The organism is Mesorhizobium sp. M0140 (assembly GCF_040322475.1).
In the GTDB taxonomy this organism is placed as follows: domain Bacteria; phylum Pseudomonadota; class Alphaproteobacteria; order Rhizobiales; family Rhizobiaceae; genus Mesorhizobium.
The window spans coordinates 42,597-59,023 of sequence record NZ_JAMYTM010000003.1 but is presented as its reverse complement, the minus strand read 5'-3'; the positions used below and the strand labels follow the sequence as shown (position 1 = coordinate 59,023).

Annotated in this window: 13 protein-coding genes; 12 read left to right on the top strand and 1 reads right to left on the bottom strand. The window is 61.7% G+C overall.

What is annotated here, in order from left to right:
• Nucleotides 1-243: 243 nt before the first annotated feature.
• The 9 genes from NKJ37_RS03965 to NKJ37_RS03925 all read left to right on the top strand — a co-directional run bounded on the left by NKJ37_RS03965 (nt 244) and on the right by NKJ37_RS03925 (nt 11,436).
• A complete protein-coding gene (locus tag NKJ37_RS03965; RefSeq protein ID WP_352611788.1) occupies nt 244-1,272 on the top strand; it encodes a PstS family phosphate ABC transporter substrate-binding protein in 1,029 nt (342 codons plus the stop codon).
• A 95-nt stretch (nt 1,273-1,367) separates the two neighbouring features.
• Entirely contained in the window at nt 1,368-2,834 is a 1,467-nt protein-coding gene (gene pstC, locus NKJ37_RS03960) for a phosphate ABC transporter permease subunit PstC (RefSeq protein WP_127295148.1), read from the top strand.
• Nucleotides 2,831-4,147, top strand: coding sequence for a phosphate ABC transporter permease PstA (gene pstA / locus NKJ37_RS03955; protein ID WP_023810984.1), 1,317 nt, complete (start codon nt 2,831-2,833; stop codon nt 4,145-4,147). The genes pstC and pstA overlap by 4 nt, the downstream gene beginning before the upstream one ends.
• 17 nt (nt 4,148-4,164) lie before the next feature.
• Entirely contained in the window at nt 4,165-4,983 is an 819-nt protein-coding gene (gene pstB / locus NKJ37_RS03950) for a phosphate ABC transporter ATP-binding protein PstB (protein WP_013529271.1), read from the top strand.
• 26 nt (nt 4,984-5,009) lie between these two features.
• Complete coding sequence (gene phoU / locus NKJ37_RS03945) at nt 5,010-5,717, top strand: phosphate signaling complex protein PhoU (RefSeq protein ID WP_127413489.1); 708 nt, start codon at nt 5,010-5,012, stop codon at nt 5,715-5,717.
• A 16-nt stretch (nt 5,718-5,733) separates the two neighbouring features.
• Nucleotides 5,734-6,423, top strand: coding sequence for a phosphate regulon transcriptional regulator PhoB (gene phoB / locus NKJ37_RS03940; RefSeq protein WP_010911896.1), 690 nt, complete (start codon nt 5,734-5,736; stop codon nt 6,421-6,423).
• Between the two features lie 463 nt (nt 6,424-6,886).
• On the top strand, nt 6,887-8,311 hold the full coding sequence (gene eglC, locus NKJ37_RS03935) for an endo-1,3-1,4-beta-glycanase EglC (protein WP_352442041.1): 1,425 nt from the start codon (nt 6,887-6,889) through the stop codon (nt 8,309-8,311).
• A gap of 44 nt (nt 8,312-8,355) precedes the next feature.
• Nucleotides 8,356-10,113, top strand: coding sequence for a type I secretion system permease/ATPase (locus NKJ37_RS03930; protein WP_352629262.1), 1,758 nt, complete (start codon nt 8,356-8,358; stop codon nt 10,111-10,113).
• Nucleotides 10,114-10,116: 3 nt separating this feature from the next.
• On the top strand, nt 10,117-11,436 hold the full coding sequence (locus NKJ37_RS03925; RefSeq protein ID WP_128305025.1) for an HlyD family type I secretion periplasmic adaptor subunit: 1,320 nt from the start codon (nt 10,117-10,119) through the stop codon (nt 11,434-11,436).
• A gap of 33 nt (nt 11,437-11,469) precedes the next feature.
• Here the strand turns inward: NKJ37_RS03925 and NKJ37_RS03920 are convergent, their stop codons facing one another.
• Nucleotides 11,470-12,714: an ROK family protein gene (locus tag NKJ37_RS03920; protein WP_352772817.1), complete on the bottom strand. Its 1,245-nt coding sequence runs from the start codon at nt 12,712-12,714 to the stop codon at nt 11,470-11,472.
• Nucleotides 12,715-12,983: 269 nt separating this feature from the next.
• On the opposite strand from NKJ37_RS03920, the gene xylF reads away from it, so the two are divergent.
• The 3 genes from xylF (at nt 12,984) to NKJ37_RS03905 (ending at nt 16,334) form a co-directional block, all read left to right on the top strand.
• Nucleotides 12,984-14,024, top strand: coding sequence for a D-xylose ABC transporter substrate-binding protein (gene xylF, locus NKJ37_RS03915; protein WP_023810990.1), 1,041 nt, complete (start codon nt 12,984-12,986; stop codon nt 14,022-14,024).
• A 145-nt stretch (nt 14,025-14,169) separates the two neighbouring features.
• A complete protein-coding gene (locus NKJ37_RS03910) occupies nt 14,170-15,522 on the top strand; it encodes a sugar ABC transporter permease (RefSeq protein WP_224698718.1) in 1,353 nt (450 codons plus the stop codon).
• A gap of 11 nt (nt 15,523-15,533) precedes the next feature.
• On the top strand, nt 15,534-16,334 hold the full coding sequence (locus tag NKJ37_RS03905; protein ID WP_352772815.1) for an ATP-binding cassette domain-containing protein: 801 nt from the start codon (nt 15,534-15,536) through the stop codon (nt 16,332-16,334).
• Nucleotides 16,335-16,427 lie beyond the last annotated feature (93 nt).

Below are 16,427 nucleotides of genomic sequence, written 5' to 3'. Positions count from 1 at the left end.
CACAGAGGCCGGCTGGTCCCAAATCGCCGGCCAGCCTCGGCTGAATAGAGCAAGTCCCTGATTCCGGTGACAAAGCCGGGCTGCGTCGGGAGTGCCGGCCAGGCGGCATTCTGCTCATCCCGATGAAGCGTTACCGGGGTGACATCAAACTGTCATGCGACTGTTATAATCGAAGGCTATTGGCCTCAGCGGGCGCCGACTGACGAGCGCCGAGAGACCATCTTCCGAACAGGAGCAGGCCACATGAAGAAATTCCTCTATACGGCGTCGGCCGCTGCGCTTGCGCTCGCCGCGTCGTCCGGCTTCGCCGCCGCGCGCGACCAGATCCAGGTCGCCGGGTCATCGACCGTGTTACCTTATGCCAAGATCGTTGCCGAGCAGTTCGGCGAAACGTTCACCAACTTCAAGACCCCGGTCGTCGAATCCGGCGGCAGCGGCGCCGGCATCAAGGAATTTTGCAAGGGCGTCGGCGAAGACACGATCGACATCGCCAACTCGTCGCGTCCGATCAAGGCGGACGAACTCAAGTCCTGCGCCGACGCCGGCGTGAAGGAAGTCCAGGAAGTCCGGATCGGCTATGACGGCATCGTCTTCGCCACCGACATCAAGGGCCCGGACTGGGCGCTGGTTCCCGCTGACATCTACAAGGCGCTCGCGGCCAAGCTGGTCGTTGACGGCAAGCTGGTCGACAATCCGAACACCAAGTGGAGCCAGGTCAATCCGAAGCTGCCCGACTGGGACATCGCCGCCTACATTCCGGGCGAAAAGCACGGCACGCGCGAAGTGTTCGAGACCAAGCTCCTCGATGCCGGCTGTGACAAGGCTGCTCTCAAGGCTGCCGGCATTGCCGACGACAAGGAAATCGGCAAAACCTGCATCGCCATCCGCAAGGACGGCAAGGCCGTCGACATCGATGGCGACTATACCGAGACGCTCGCCCGCATAGACTCCAACAAGACCGGCGTCGGCGTGTTTGGCCTCGCCTTCTATGAGAACAATGCCGACAAGCTGAAGGTCGCCACCGTGGAAGGCATCGTGCCTTCGACCGAGACGATCGCCAGCGGCAAGTATCCCGTCTCGCGCCCGCTGTTCTTCTACGTCAAGAAGGCGCATCTGGGCGTCGTTCCCGGCCTCAAGGAATATGTCGAGTTCTTCCTTGACGACCAGATGGTTGGCCCGGAAAGCCCGCTCGCCGAATACGGCCTCGTTGCTGCACCGGATGCCGAGCGTCAGGCCCAGCGTGACGCTTTCGCCGCCGGAAAGTCGATGTAATCAGCTGCCGAACCGGGGTGCGGGCCAATCCCGCGCCCCGGTTTCATCGCAGGCCGCAATGGCGGCTGCGTAAGAATTTCTCTTGGGGTGGGTCCATGTCGTCCTTGCTCGTACTGGCCATCGTCGTTGCCGTCGGCCTGGTTGCCTTTTTCATCGGCCGGCAACGTGCCGCGGCCCAGGACAATGGCAAGGTCAAGCCGCATTCGCGCGCCCATTATCATGGCTGGTGGGCCTTCCTGCTCGCCGTTCTGCCTGCTCTTTTGCTGCTTGCCGTCTGGACCGTCGGGTCTTCCATCTATCTGGACCGACACATTCACGCTGCCTTGCCCGAGCGCACCGTCGACAGCAAGGTTGCCAGTGAGGCACTGGACGTCAGCCTGGTAAAGAGCCTCGCCAGGGGCCTGCGCAAACTCGATGCGGGCACACTGGCCGCAATGCCTGCCAGCTTTGCCGAGTTGCAGCCGCTGCTCGCCGCCAAGGGTGTGGCACTGGCGAGCGACACGCAGGATTACATGATCCCGATCGCCGTCGAGGCGAACAAGGTCCAGGACCGGCTCGGCCTGTTCGGCGCCATTGTCATTCTCGTTTCCTCGATCGCCGGCGCCTTCTATGCGCTCAGGCAGATCGAGCCGCGCGCCAGGGCACGCAACAATGTCGAGAGGCTGATGCTGTGGGGGCTGCTTGCCGCCTCCACCATCGCCATCCTGACCACCATCGGCATCGTGCTTTCGATGCTGTTCCAGACGATCACCTTCTTCGAAAGCGTCTCGCCGATGAGTTTCTTCTTCGGCACCGTCTGGGATCCGCGTTTTGCCGCTGCCGGTTCGGGCGGCAGCCAGGGCCAGTTCGGCCTGATCCCGCTTCTTGCGGGCACGCTCTACATCGCCGCCGTCGCACTGCTGGTTGCGGTGCCGGTGGGGCTGATGTCGGCTGTCTACATGGCCGAATACGCAACGCCCAGGGTGCGCTCGGTGGTCAAGCCGGCGCTTGAACTGCTGGCCGGCATACCGACCATCGTCTACGGCATCTTCGCCGTCGTCACGCTTGGGCCATTCCTGCGCGACCTGTCCGCGGCACTGACCGGCGGTTCGCCCTTCATCCAGGGCCAGAGCATCTTCACCGCCGGCCTGGTCATGGGCGTCATGCTGATCCCGGTCGTGTCCTCTCTTTCGGACGACATCATAACCGCGGTGCCGCGCGCCATGCGCGACGGGTCGCTCGGCCTCGGCGCGACCCGCTCCGAGACGATCAAGCGGGTGATCCTGCCGGCTGCACTGCCCGGCATCGTCGGCGCCGTCCTGCTGACTGCCTCGCGCGCTATCGGCGAAACGATGATTGTCGTGCTGGCGGCGGGCGTCGCCGCCAACCTCACCATCAACCCGTTCGAGGCGATGACGACCATCACCGTCAAGATCGTCAACCAGCTCACCGGCGACCTCGAGTTCAATTCGCCGCAGACGCTGGTCGCCTTCGCGCTCGGCCTGACGCTGTTCGCGCTGACGTTGGTGATGAACATCGTCGCGCTCTACATCGTGCGCAAATATCGGGAGCAGTACGAATGACCGACATTTCCATGGATACGATGGTCAGGGCGGCGGCCCATCCGCGCCGCGACATCGGCCTGAAGGCCCGTTACGCTGCCGAGCGCCGATTCCGCATCTATGGCGTCGTGGCGATTTCCGTAGGCCTGGCGTTCCTGGCAATCATGCTGATCACCATCGTCTCGAAAGGCTACACCGCCTTCTGGCAGACGACGGTATCACTGCCGATCTCGTTCGACGAGAAGGTGATCGATCCTTCCGGCAAACGCGCAACCGATCCGAGCGTTCTGATCAAGGCGAATTATCCCAAGCTCGCCGAAAACGCGCTGGTGGCCAAGCTCGGCATCAATCCCGACGACAAGCCGGCGATCAAGCAGCTCAAGGGCTTCCTGTCGGAAGGCGCCCGCGTCCAGTTGCGCGACATCGTTGCCGCCGATCCGTCCGTGATCGGCACGACGCGCGACGTCAACATCCTCGCCGCCGCCAATCTCGACTCGGCTTTCAAGGGTCAGATCGACCTCAGCGTCGAGGAAGCGCGACGCAAGGTCTCGGACCAGCAGATCACCTGGATGAACAAGCTCAAGGCCGAGGGCGCGATGGCCGAGCACTTCAACAGCGGCCTGTTCACCTACGGCGCCTCCAGCCGCCCGGAAACCTCGGGCATGGGCGTGGCGATCATCGGCTCGTTCTATATGATGGTGATCGTGTTGCTCCTGGCGCTGCCGATCGGCGTCGCCGCCTCCATCTATCTGGAGGAGTTCGCCAAGAAGAACCGTTTTACCGACCTTATCGAGGTCAACATCAACAATCTGGCCGCAGTGCCGTCAATCGTCTTCGGCTTGCTCGGCCTCGCGGTGTTCATCAATTTCCTGGGCATGCCGCGCTCTGCCGCCTTCGTCGGCGGCCTGGTGCTGACGCTGATGACGCTGCCGACGATCATCATCGCGACGCGAGCCGCACTTGCAGCGGTGCCGCCGTCGATCCGCTCGGCAGCTCTCGGTCTTGGCGCCTCCAAGATGCAGATGGTGTTCCAGCACATCCTGCCGCTTGCCGCGCCCGGCATCCTCACCGGCACCATCATCGGTCTGGCGCGTGCGCTCGGCGAAACCGCGCCTCTGCTGCTGATCGGCATGGTCGCCTTCGTCGCCGATCCACCGACGACGCCTTTCGATCCGGCCACCGCGCTGCCGGTGCAGATCTATATGTGGGCGAACGAGGCCGAACGCGCCTTCGTCGAGCGTATGTCCGGCGCCATCATCATCCTGCTCGTCTTCCTCATGGCCATGAACATCACCGCGATCGTGCTTCGGCGTCGGTTCGAGCGGCGCTGGTAGAAAAAAGGCATCTTGGTATGAACATCATGACCGAACAGTCCCTTGAAAACGCAGTGGGCGACAAGATGAAGTCGAACGAAGTAATCAAAATGCGCGGCGACAAGGTCGGCGTGTTCTATGGCGAGAAGCAGGCGCTGTTCGACGTCGATCTCGACGTCCGCCTGAACCAGGTGACGGCGCTGATCGGCCCCTCCGGCTGCGGCAAGTCCACCTTCCTGCGCTGCCTCAACCGCATGAACGACACCATCGATTCAGCACGGGTAACCGGCAAGATAACGCTCGACGAAGAAGACATCTACGACAAGAACATCGATGTCGTCGAACTCAGGGCGCGCGTCGGCATGGTGTTCCAGAAACCCAATCCGTTCCCCAAATCGATCTACGAGAACGTTGCCTATGGTCCGCGCATCCACGGATTGGCCAAGCGCAAGGCCGACATGGACCAGATCGTAGAGTCGAGCCTGAAGAAGGCGGCGATCTGGAACGAGGTCAAGGACCGTTTGCAAGAACCTGGCACGGGTCTTTCCGGTGGCCAGCAGCAGCGTCTGTGCATTGCACGCGCCATCGCCGTGTCACCCGAGGTGATCCTGATGGACGAACCGTGTTCGGCGCTCGACCCGATCGCCACCGCTCGCGTCGAGGAACTGATCGACGAACTGCGTCAGAACTATACCATCGTCATCGTCACCCATTCGATGCAGCAGGCAGCGCGCGTGTCGCAGCGCACCGCGATGTTCCATCTAGGCTATCTGGTCGAGGAGGGCGCCACCGACAAGATGTTCACCACCCCCGACGACAAACGCACCCAGGACTACATCACCGGCCGGTTCGGCTGAGCTCAGGCATACGAGGGACGAAGATCATGGGTGAACATACCGTCGCATCTTTCGATGAGGATCTGGAGCAGATCAGCCAGCTGATCCGCGACATGGGCGATCTCGCCCGCTCGATGGTCAGTGGCTCGACCAGGGCTTTGCTCAATTCGGACAATGCGCTGGCGCAGCGCGTGGTTTCCGATGATGCCATCATGGATGCACGCCAGCGCGAGCTGGACGATCGCGCCATCACGCTGATCGCCAAGCGCCAGCCAATGGCCAACGATCTGCGTGCGGTGGTCGGTTCGATCCGCATGGCCGGCGACCTTGAGCGCATCGGCGACCTTGCCAAGAACATCGCCAAGCGCGTCGGCACTGTCGGGCTGAGTGTCACGCCGCACGACCTTTCGCATTCGATCGACGCGATGGCGCAACTGGTGCTGATCCAGGTGCAGGGGGTCGTCGACGAGTACGCCGCCGCCGACCCGGCAGCGCTTGCCACGCTCAGAAACAATGACGAACGCATCGACGTCAAATACACCTCGGTGTTCCGCGAGCTGCTGACCTACATGATGGAAGATCCCCGCAACATCACGGCGTGCACGCACCTGTTGTTCTGCGCCAAGAACCTCGAGCGGATCGGCGACCACGTGACCAACATCGCCGAAAATGCCTACTATGTTTTGACCGGCACGCAGCTGCCAGCCAATCGTCCGAAGCAGGACGAGACGGCAATGTCCGCGCCAGCGGCATAACAGGGGTGACCAGCCGATGATCGCACCACGCATCATGGTGGTGGAGGATGAGGAGCCGCTAGGCGTGCTGCTCCGCTACAATCTTGAATCCGAAGGTTACCAGGTCGAGGTGGTGACGCGCGGCGACGAGGCCGAAATCCGGCTGCAGGAGAACGTTCCCGACCTTCTCGTGCTCGACTGGATGGTGCCGGCGGTTTCCGGCATCGAACTCTGCCGGCGCCTGCGAATGCGCCCAGAGACCGAGCGGCTGCCGATCATCATGCTGACCGCGCGAGGCGAGGAAAGCGACCGCGTGCGCGGCCTGTCGACCGGCGCCGACGACTATCTGGTCAAGCCGTTCTCGACGCCGGAGTTCATGGCCAGGGTCAAGGCGCTGCTGCGCCGGGCCAAGCCGGAAGTGCTGTCCAGCGTGCTAAAGGTCGGCGACATCGTGCTCGATCGCGAGTCGCACCGGGTCTATCGCAAGAAGAGCGAGATCCGGCTCGGGCCGACCGAATTCCGCCTGCTCGAATTCATGATGCGCCACCCCGGCCGCGTGTTCTCGCGCAGCCAGCTGCTCGACAATGTCTGGGGCGAGACGATTTACATCGACGAACGCACTGTCGACGTGCACGTCGGCCGGCTGCGCAAGGCGGTCAACAACGGCCGCATGCCTGATGTCATCCGCACCATCCGTGGGGCGGGTTACGCGATCAGGGAAGACTAGGTGGCTGTTCCGTCCCGATAGATCGTGACCGGGAAAACTCGATTAGCACGTGGTCGCCAACAGCCGCGAAGAGTGGAATGTTGCACTCGTCTCATCGATGGGGAGCGAGCACGTGACGCTTTGGCCCAAATGCGGTCATTCGAAACCTGATGAGGATGACCGCTCTTGGCGGTACGTCGCCATCTTGCCCGCAGACTCCGACCAGAAAGCCATGCAAGAATAAATTTGAGTTAACTTAGATATACGTTCGTTAAACGACGTGTGTTCTGCATAAATATACGATTTTACTAAATTGCTTCAATTTACATTGAGCCATCACCTCCTTATTCATTATCCGCCTTCCGATTATTGCGGTCTCGGATCGAATGACGATTCCGTGGAACGATCTCGTTCCTTGCAGCGTTGCTTTGGGAGCGGTCGCCGGACCTTTGACCAGGTCGGACACCATGAGGAAGGATTTCTGATGAGCACGGTCTTAAACGCCAAAGGCATCCCTCTTGCCTACACCGGCGCTTCCACTCATTGGTTCTCGGCCACCGGGTCTGGACCGGAACTGCATGGCACCTCCGGCAACGACTCCTTCTGGGGAGACACCGGCGTCACTGTCACGATCCACGGTGGCGCCGGCGACGACTACTATCATCTCTATTCCACCAACAACAAGGTGGTCGAGGATCCTGGGGCAGGGATCGACACGATCGACACATGGATGAGCTACAAGCTCCCTGACAATTTCGAGAACCTCGTCGTTACCGGCACCAACCGATTTGCGTTCGGAAATGCGTTGGACAACATCATCAAGGGCGGGTCAGGTCACCAGACGCTGGATGGCGGCAAGGGAAATGATGTCCTGATCGGCGGCGATGGCGCCGATACTTTCGCCATCTCCAAAGGTAATGGAAGCGATCTTATCTTCGATTTCGGTGCGACCGATGCGCTCCGCCTTAACGGCTACGATTTCACTTCGTTCGATGCCGTCCGTTCACAGATGGTCCAAGTGGAATCGAACGTGATGCTGAACCTCGGATCCGACGAAATCCTGGTGTTCAAGAATACGACCATCGACAAGCTGCAGCCCACCCAGTTCGAACTTCCGATAGACAAGTCCGCAATGACGCTGTCCTTCTCCGACGATTTCAACACGCTGAGCCTTCGGGACGGGCAGGACGGCACCTGGAATTCCAATTTCTGGTGGGGAGCGCCGAACGGCAGCACGTTGAGCAGCAATGGTGAGTTGCAGTGGTATATCGACGCCAATTATGGCCCGACGAGTTCGGTCCATCCGTTCAGCGTTGAGAACGGCGTCCTCACCATCACCGCCGCGCAGGCGCCGGAGGACATCAAGCCTCTGATCAACAACTACGAATACACCTCGGGGATCCTGACGACCCACGACACCTTCTCGCAAACCTACGGCTATTTCGAAATGCGGGCGGATCTTCCTGAAACAGCCGGAGCCTGGCCGGCGTTCTGGCTGCTTCCGGAGGACGGATCGTGGCCGCCGGAGCTGGACGTTGTCGAAACGCGCGGCCAGGACCCGAACACGCTCTACATGACGGCGCATTCCAATGAGACGGGAGCGCACACGAAGGTTTCGTCAACGGTGAACGTTGCGGATACCGACGGTTTCCACACCTATGGCCTGCTCTGGACGAAGGATGAGCTTGTCTGGACCTACGATGGTGTAAAGGTCGCTCAAGCAGCGACGCCGGCCGACATGCACGATCCCATGTATATGCTGGCCAATCTCGCGGTGGGCGGCATTGCCGGCCAGCCTCCTGACCATCTGGCTACGCCAGCGGAGATGAAGATCGACTACATCCGCGCCTATACGCTGGACGACCTGCAGCACCACCCCTTGGACATCGCCGGCGACCATTCGGTCTAAGCGACGCCCTTATGTTGGGGCCATGAGCCGTTAGGAGCGCGGGAATGATTGCACGGTCTGATCTGCGGGCAGTCTTGAGGCGCGCCATCGCCGATGTCGGTGTTTTTTCGTTCCTCATCAACATCCTGCTATTGGTGATCCCCCTTTATCTGTTGCAGGTCTATGACCGCGTCCTGCCTTCCTCCAGCGTCGAGACGCTTCTTTACCTCTCTGCTATCGCGGTTCTCGCACTCGCCTTTCTCGGTCTCCTCGATGCGGTCCGCTCCGTTTACACGCAGCGCGTTGCAGCCATTGTCGACAACAGACTGGGCGCGAGGACATTCGCCGTCTCGCTGGAGGCTAAGTACGCCGGGGGAGCAGCCCTGCCTCCACTGCGCGACCTTGCCTCGGTATGCGCCTTCATCAGGTCACGTGGCGCGGCGGTCTTGTTCGACCTGCCGTTTGCTCCGTTCTTCCTCGCCCTGCTGTACCTCATCCATCCTTTGCTGTTCTGGCTTACGCTGGCGGGATCTGGTCTGTTGCTTGCGCTGGTCGTGGCAAATCAGTTTGCCATCGGCAAGAATGATGCCTTGTCGGCGGAACGCTCGGCTGTTGCCAGCCTGTCGGAGCAGGCCTTTGCCCGGAATGCAGAGACGCTGCGCGCCATGGGCATGATCCAAAACGCCGCGCGAGTGTGGGGAAGGCACGTGGCGGAGGCGCTAGTCCTGCATGACCGTTCGTCGATGGCCAACGCGATTTTCAGTGGAACGTCGCGAGCCGTACGCATGATGCTTCAGCTAGCAATACTGGGTGTCGGAGCATGGCTCGTGCTGCAAGGGAAGATGACGGCCGGCATGATCTTCGCGTCTTCCCTGGTGTCGTCCCGTGCGCTGCAGCCGCTCGACCAACTGATCGGGTCATGGCGGCAGATCGTCGACGCCAGACGATCGTGGAAGCGTTTGGACAAGGCGTTTTCCGCCCATCCGGCGCATGCGCAAAAACTGACCTTGCCGGACCCGTCCGGCGAAATTGTCGTGCAGGGCCTCATCTTTGTCGCGCCGAACGCCACACCCGGCACCGAACCCATCATCAAGAGACTGAACTTCCGCATCGGCGCAGGCGAAGCGGTGGCGATAATAGGTCCGAGCGGAGCCGGCAAGTCCACCCTGGCAAGATTACTTGTCGGTGCGATTCAGGCAACCAGCGGCTGCGTCAGGATTGATGGCGCCGATCTCAGAACCTGGGACGAGAAGCAGCTTGGCCGGCATATCGGATATCTCGCTCAGGAGGTGGAGCTCTTTCCCGGATCGATCGCGGAAAATGTCGCCCGCTTTGAACCCGATGCGAATGACGCCTCTATCGTCGAGGCAGCAAAGAATGCCCGGGCGCATGAGCTGATACTGGAGCAGCGAGACGGCTATCAGACCAGAATAGGTTCGTCGGACAGAACACTGTCGGGCGGCGAACGCCAAAGGATCGGGCTGGCGCGCGCTTTTTACGGCAATCCGCATGTTCTCGTTCTGGATGAGCCCAGTACCCATCTCGACGGCAGCGGCGAAGCCGCGCTCGAAGAAGTGCTTGCCGCCGCGAAAGCGGCGGGCGTTACGACAATCGTGATAACGCACCGCCCTTCGGTCGCCGCAGCCTGCGACCGCGTGATGCTTCTACGCAGCGGAGTGATCGAAGCCTTCGGTCCAAGCGGCGACGTGATGCGGCAGCCAATCGCCGGCATCGGCCTTGCCCCACAGCGCAGCATGGCGGTGACAGGGTCTTTTGCAACGACGAACCGCGGCACCCCTCATAGTGTCCGCTTTGGATCGTAGAAGATGACAGCACAGAGCCTCGTCCGGGAAGGCACAGCACGCACCGACATTCGCCGGGTGGCATTCGCCGGATACGCGGCAATGGCGATATTGATGGGTTGCTTTGGCTATTGGGCGGTCAGTGCACCGTTGTCCGGCGCGGTCATCACGCAAGGCACAATCTCGGCGACAGGCGGGAACATCCTCATCCAGCATCCCGAGGGCGGCATCATCCAAGAGTTGCTCGTCCATGAGGGTGATCGGGTGCAACAGGCCCAGGAACTGATCCTGCTGGATCGAACAGCCGCGCAAGCCGAACTCAACCGGCTGACGAGACAGTCGATCGCGTTGAAGGCCAGCGCCTCGCGGCTGGAGGCGGAACGCGACGGGTTGGATCGGCTTGCGCCAATCACAGAGGCTGCGCCGGCACCGTTCCAACACAATTTCGAGGTCCTGGTTCAAGAACAGCAGAAGGAATTCAACGCCAGGCTCGCCCGATTTCGATCGGAACAATCGATCCTCAGGCAACGGGTTGCCATGCATCGCCAGTCTGTTGTCGGATTGCAGGCCCAGAAACAGGCCATTGAGCAACAGGCCGAAGTCGTGAAGAAAGAACTCGGCATCAAGACCAGCCTTTTGGACAAGGGCCTCACCAATCGCACTGAATATTCACAGCTTTTGCGTAGCGAGGCCGATCTCGTCGGGCAGGCAGGGGCGCTGGAGGCAAATCTTGCATCGGCCAACACCCAGATCGTCGAAGCCCAGGAGCAGATAGAGCGCCTGACCACGCAACGCGTGGAGGAAGCCCTGACGAAACTCGACGAGGTACGTTCTTCGCTGGCTGACATTGACGAACAGATGCGGGCATCCGAGGCAGTGCTGCGGCGGACGACGATCAAGGCGCCGGCGGCGGGCATCGTGGTATCGTCCACCTACAATTCCAAGGGCAGCGTGATTGCCCCCGGCGAGAAGATCATGGAGATTCTGCCTACGGCATCGGGCTTGATCGTCGATGCACGGCTGCCGCCGAAAGACATTGACCAGGTTCGTGTCGGCCAGCCGGCAAGACTGCGACTATCAGCGTTGAACATGCGGCTCACCCCTGAGATTTCAGCCATGGTGACACAGGTTTCCGCAGATCGGCTTATCGATCAGGCTACGCATGAACCCTATTTCCGCGCCAAGCTGAAGATTGCCGCCAACTTGCCGCCCGGCGTGAAAGCGGAGCAGCTTTACCCTGGAATGCCGGTAGAAGCGTTCATCAGCACCGGCGAACGGACTTTCTTCGAGTATCTCGTACGGCCGATGCGCGATTCCTTCGCGCGCGCTTTCAAGGAGCGGTAGATGTTGCGGACCGCGCAATTTTGACCCTGGTCCTCACGCCACGCTCTTTCCGGCGCTCCCTCTCGCCTGCACGCCCGGCGCAAAAATCTCTTGATCGACGAAGATCAGTGCCCGCATGGCGCAGCCTTCGCGGATCAGTGGCAGTTCGTTCGGCTCGGTGTCGAAGGAAATCGATTTTGAGTGCTGGCCACCGGCGGTCTGGGCAATCGCCTCGCGCAGTGCCGGCTCTATCAGGTCGAAGGCGGCCGCGCTGACGCCGACCATGGCAACGGGCGCCGGATCGATCAGCGCGAACAGGCTGCCGAGGCCGTAGCCGAGCGCTTCGCCAGCCTTGCGATAGGCTTCCCGTTCGGGTCCGTCACCTTCGCGGGCCGCGGCAGCCAGGGCGCGCATGTCGGCGTCGCTGACATCGGCGACGGGTTCTGCATCCTCGCCCATCTGCCTGGCGTTGCGCCAGATGGCGTAATTGCCCGCATAGGCTTCGACGCAGCCGCGCCGTCCGCAGCGGCAGAGCGCGCCGTTCGGCCGATGGATCATGTGGCCGAATTCGCCGCCCGAGGAATGGGTGCCGGTGAACAATTCGCCCTTCAGCACCAGGCCCATGCCGATGCCGTGCGACAAAAGGATAGCGATGAAATCGTCGCGGTAACGATCGGGGTCGCGCCAGCGCAGCGCCACCGCCATCATGTTGCAGTCGTTCTCCATTATGGCGGGGATGCCGAACGCGTCTTCGAATATGTCAGCGAAGGCGATATCGGTGTGCGGCGTGATCGGCGACCACAGCATGGCGCGGGCACGGGTGTCGGTAATGCCCTGGATCGCCAGCGCGATGCGGGCGATGCTGCGCACGTCCAGGTCGGGATCTGCCAGGCGGCGGCGCACGATTGCCGCGCATTCACCGATCAGCGACTCGCGCGACATCGTCAGCGTGTCCAGCCGGCGCTGTTCCTCGGATACTACCTGGCCGGCATAGTCGATGACGGCGACGGAGAGGAAGTTCAGCGACAGCACTACGGTCATTACCGCGGCCGCTTCCGGATTGAGACTGAGGCCGACCTGCGGCCGGCCGCGTTTGAGCGAGCCGGCCTCGCTCGGCTTGCTTTCGGTCAGGATGCCTTCGACGATCAAGTCGGAGGAAATCGCCGAGATGGTCGAATGGCTGAGGCTTGTGGTCGCGGCGATTTCGGTGCGGGACGGTTGTCCGGCCTGGCGCACGGCCGCAATTACCATCGCCCGGTTGCGGCGACGCAGATCGTCGTGGCGGATTCCGACCGACATGTTCTTTCACGTCCTCCCGGTCGCCGCGGTTCTTCCTGCCCTGGAACGCTGTCGGTGACGCAGGTAAATACTGGCAGAAGCTGCACGCCCTGTCATTTATTTATTCCGAGACTCGAAAAAAACTCGAAATGACATCAAAATCCATCAGAATCGATGTTGACAGCGTTCGGACGTTGGCCCAGTGTTTTTTCGAGGCTCGAAAAAATAGGGCTTCTGTGCCGGCCCTCGGGTCAGTTTGGTCGCGCCATACGCGGCGCAGGGAGGATAATATGAAAAGATTCACAGCCGCCATCCTGGCGGGTGCCGCCATGTCGCTGACGCTCGCGTCTGTCGCGCAGGCGAAGGACAAGGTCGTCGGCGTTTCGTGGTCCAATTTCCAGGAAGAGCGTTGGAAGACCGACGAGGCCGCCATGAAGACGGCGATCGAGGCCGCCGGCGACAAGTACATCTCCGCCGATGCGCAGTCCAATCCCGGCAAGCAGCTCACCGATGTCGAAAGCCTGATTTCGCAGGGCGCCAATTCGCTGATCATCCTGGCGCAGGACGCCTCGGCCATCGGCCCTGCGGTGCAGAAGGCGCTGGACGAAGGCATTCCGGTCGTCGGCTATGACCGGTTGATCGAAAACAAGGACGTCTTCTATCTGACCTTCGACAACAAGGAAGTCGGCCGCATGCAGGCCCGCGAAGTGTTCAAGGTCAAGCCGGAAGGCAACTACGTCTTCATCAAGGGCTCCGGTGCCGATCCCAATGCCGACTTCCTGTTCTCGGGCTCGATGGAAGTGCTCAAGGAAGCCATCGACAGCGGCAAGATCAAGAATGTCGGCGAAGCCTACACGGATGGCTGGCTGCCCGCCAACGCCCAGAAGAACATGGAACAGTTCCTGACCGCCAACGACAACAAGGTCGACGCGGTGGTCGCGGCCAATGACGGCACCGCCGGTGGCGTCGTCGCGGCGCTGACGGCGCAAGGCCTTGCCGGCACAGTGCCGGTCTCGGGTCAGGACGGCGACCACGCCGCGCTGAACCGTATCGCGCTCGGCACGCAGACCGTTTCGGTATGGAAGGACGCGCGTGAGCTCGGCAAGACCGCCGCCGAGATCGCTTCGCAGCTCGCAGACGGCAAGAAGACCGGCGACATTGCCGGCGCCAAGGACTTCACGACGCCGGGCGGCAACACCGTCAAGTCGCTGTTCCTGACCCCGATTGCCATCACCAAGGACAATCTCAACCTCGTCATCGACGCTGGCTGGATCAAGAAGGAAGAAGTCTGCACGGGCGTCGCTGCCGGCACCGTCGCGGCCTGCAACTAAAAGCTGGCTTGTGCCTGCATTCTCAACGCCGCGGCCCAAAAGCCGCGGCGTTTTCTCAAAGACTTTTGTGTTTCCGCATCATGCGGATAGCTTCTAGGCTGGGCTCCGGTATACGCGTCAGACGGCCAGTCGGTGGGAGGAAATCATGACCGATACGACGTCCAACCCACAGGCCGATACGGCGCGCGCGTCGGAACTCGGGGCCGTCGCCCGGTTCCTGAAGGCGACCGAGATCGATACCCGCATGCTCGGCATGATCGGCGCGCTGCTGGTCATCTGGATTGGGCTGCATGTCATTTCCAGCCTGCGCCTCGGCGTCAACCCGCTCGATTTCGACAGCCGCACCTTTCTCACGCCGCGCAATCTGTGGAACCTGTCGGTGCAGACATCCGCGGTTGCCATCATGGCCTGCGGCATGGTGCTGGTCATCGTCATGCGCAACATCGACCTGTCGGTCGGTTCCGCCGAGGGCCTGATCGGCATGGTGATGGGGTTTGCCCAGGTGCATTTCCTGGTGCGCTTTGTCGGGCTCGAACTCGGCAATCCGTGGATCTGGGTCCTGGCGCTGGTCATCGGCCTGGCGCTCGGCCTGCTGATCGGCGCCTTTCAAGGCTTCGTCATCGCCTATCTCGAAGTGCCCGCCTTTATCGTGACGCTGGGTGGCCTGCTGGTCTGGCGCGGTGCGGCCTGGTGGGTCACGTCAGGCCAGACCGTGGCGCCGCTTGACGCCACTTTTCAGCTGATGGGCGGCGGGCCGGCGGGATCGATCGGCGCGACCTGGAGCTGGGTCGTCGGGATTGTCGCCTGCCTCGCCGTGGTGTTTGGGCTGTTCAACGGGCGGGTACAGCGCAAGCGTTTCCGGTTTCCGCTACGTCCGATCTGGGCCGAGACGCTGCTCGGAGTCGTCACCTGCGGCGCCATCATGGGCGCGGTCTGGCTCGCCAATTCCTATCCCTGGCCGATCGGCATCGTGAACAGATATGCGGCTGCCAACAACATCACCGTTCCCGAAGGCGGCCTGTTCATCGCCCACGGTATCGCCATACCGGTGCTGATGGCGGTTGCCGTCGGGCTGGTCATGACCTTCATCACCAACCGCACCCGTTTCGGCCGCTATGTCTTCGCTATCGGCGGCAATCCCGAGGCGGCCAATCTCGCCGGCATCAACACGCGCTGGATCACCATGAAGGTGTTCATGATCATGGGCGTGCTGGCCACGATCGCCGCAGCGATCTCCTCGGCCCGGCAGAATTCGGCCACCAACGTGCTTGGAACGCTCGACGAGCTGCTGGTCATTGCAGCCGCCGTGATCGGCGGCACGTCGCTTGCCGGCGGGTCGGGAACGATCATCGGCGCCATGCTCGGCGCCCTGCTGATGCAGTCGCTGCAGTCCGGCATGGTGCTGCTTGGCGTCGATTCGCCGCTGCAGAGCATCGTCGTCGGCGCCGTACTGGTGATCGCCGTGTGGCTCGACACCGTCTATCGCAAGCGCGTCTAGGAGGGCATGCCATGACTGACAAGACTGCTCCTACAGCCACCGCGCTGATCGACATGAGGAACATCTCGATCGCGTTTGGCGGCATCCGCGCCGTCGACGACGCCTCGATCGATCTTTTCCCCGGGGAGGTCGTGGCGCTGCTCGGCCACAATGGCGCCGGCAAGTCGACATTGATCAAGATCCTGTCCGGCGCCTACAAGCGCGATTCGGGCCAGATCTTCGTCAACGGCGAGGAGGCATCGATCTCCAATCCACGCGATGCCAAGAAATACGGCATCGAGACGATCTACCAGACGCTGGCGTTGGCCGACAATGTCGACGCCGCCGCCAATCTGTTCCTCGGCCGCGAGTTGATGACCGCCTGGGCCACGCTCGACGACGTTGCCATGGAGGCCGAGGCACGCAAGGTGATGGGTCGGCTCAATCCCCGCTTCCAGCGCTTCAAGGAGCCGGTGATCAAGCTGTCGGGCGGCCAGCGGCAATCGGTGGCGATCGCGCGTGCGATCCTGTTCAACGCCCGCATCCTGATCATGGACGAGCCGACGGCGGCGCTTGGTCCGCAGGAAACGGCGCAGGTCGGCGAACTGGTCAAGCAGCTCAAGTCCGACGGCATCGGCATCTTCCTGATCAGCCACGACATCCACGATGTGTTCGAGCTTGCCGACCGGGTCTGCGTCATGAAGAATGGCCAGGTCGTCGGCACCGCCCGCACCACTGATGTCACCCAGGACGAGGTGCTGGGGATGATCATTCTGGGCAAATGCCCGCCGGGCGCCATTCCCGGACCGGGCGCGCTGAAGATAGCGGCCTGAGATCGAGCCAGATCGCGGTTGCCGGACACGTGATATGCCAGCCGTAAGGATGGCTTGGCCTTGGCATTGTGTTGGCACGGCGACTTGCCCATA

Coding starts and splice junctions, on each gene's coding strand:
- NKJ37_RS03965 (WP_352611788.1), top strand. CDS start 244: ATGAAGAAATTCCTCTATACGGCGTCGGCCGCTGCGCTTGCGCTCGCC.
- pstC (WP_127295148.1), top strand. CDS start 1,368: ATGTCGTCCTTGCTCGTACTGGCCATCGTCGTTGCCGTCGGCCTGGTT.
- pstA (WP_023810984.1), top strand. CDS start 2,831: ATGACCGACATTTCCATGGATACGATGGTCAGGGCGGCGGCCCATCCG.
- pstB (WP_013529271.1), top strand. CDS start 4,165: ATGAACATCATGACCGAACAGTCCCTTGAAAACGCAGTGGGCGACAAG.
- phoU (WP_127413489.1), top strand. CDS start 5,010: ATGGGTGAACATACCGTCGCATCTTTCGATGAGGATCTGGAGCAGATC.
- phoB (WP_010911896.1), top strand. CDS start 5,734: ATGATCGCACCACGCATCATGGTGGTGGAGGATGAGGAGCCGCTAGGC.
- eglC (WP_352442041.1), top strand. CDS start 6,887: ATGAGCACGGTCTTAAACGCCAAAGGCATCCCTCTTGCCTACACCGGC.
- NKJ37_RS03930 (WP_352629262.1), top strand. CDS start 8,356: ATGATTGCACGGTCTGATCTGCGGGCAGTCTTGAGGCGCGCCATCGCC.
- NKJ37_RS03925 (WP_128305025.1), top strand. CDS start 10,117: ATGACAGCACAGAGCCTCGTCCGGGAAGGCACAGCACGCACCGACATT.
- NKJ37_RS03920 (WP_352772817.1), bottom strand. CDS start 12,714: ATGTCGGTCGGAATCCGCCACGACGATCTGCGTCGCCGCAACCGGGCG.
- xylF (WP_023810990.1), top strand. CDS start 12,984: ATGAAAAGATTCACAGCCGCCATCCTGGCGGGTGCCGCCATGTCGCTG.
- NKJ37_RS03910 (WP_224698718.1), top strand. CDS start 14,170: ATGACCGATACGACGTCCAACCCACAGGCCGATACGGCGCGCGCGTCG.
- NKJ37_RS03905 (WP_352772815.1), top strand. CDS start 15,534: ATGACTGACAAGACTGCTCCTACAGCCACCGCGCTGATCGACATGAGG.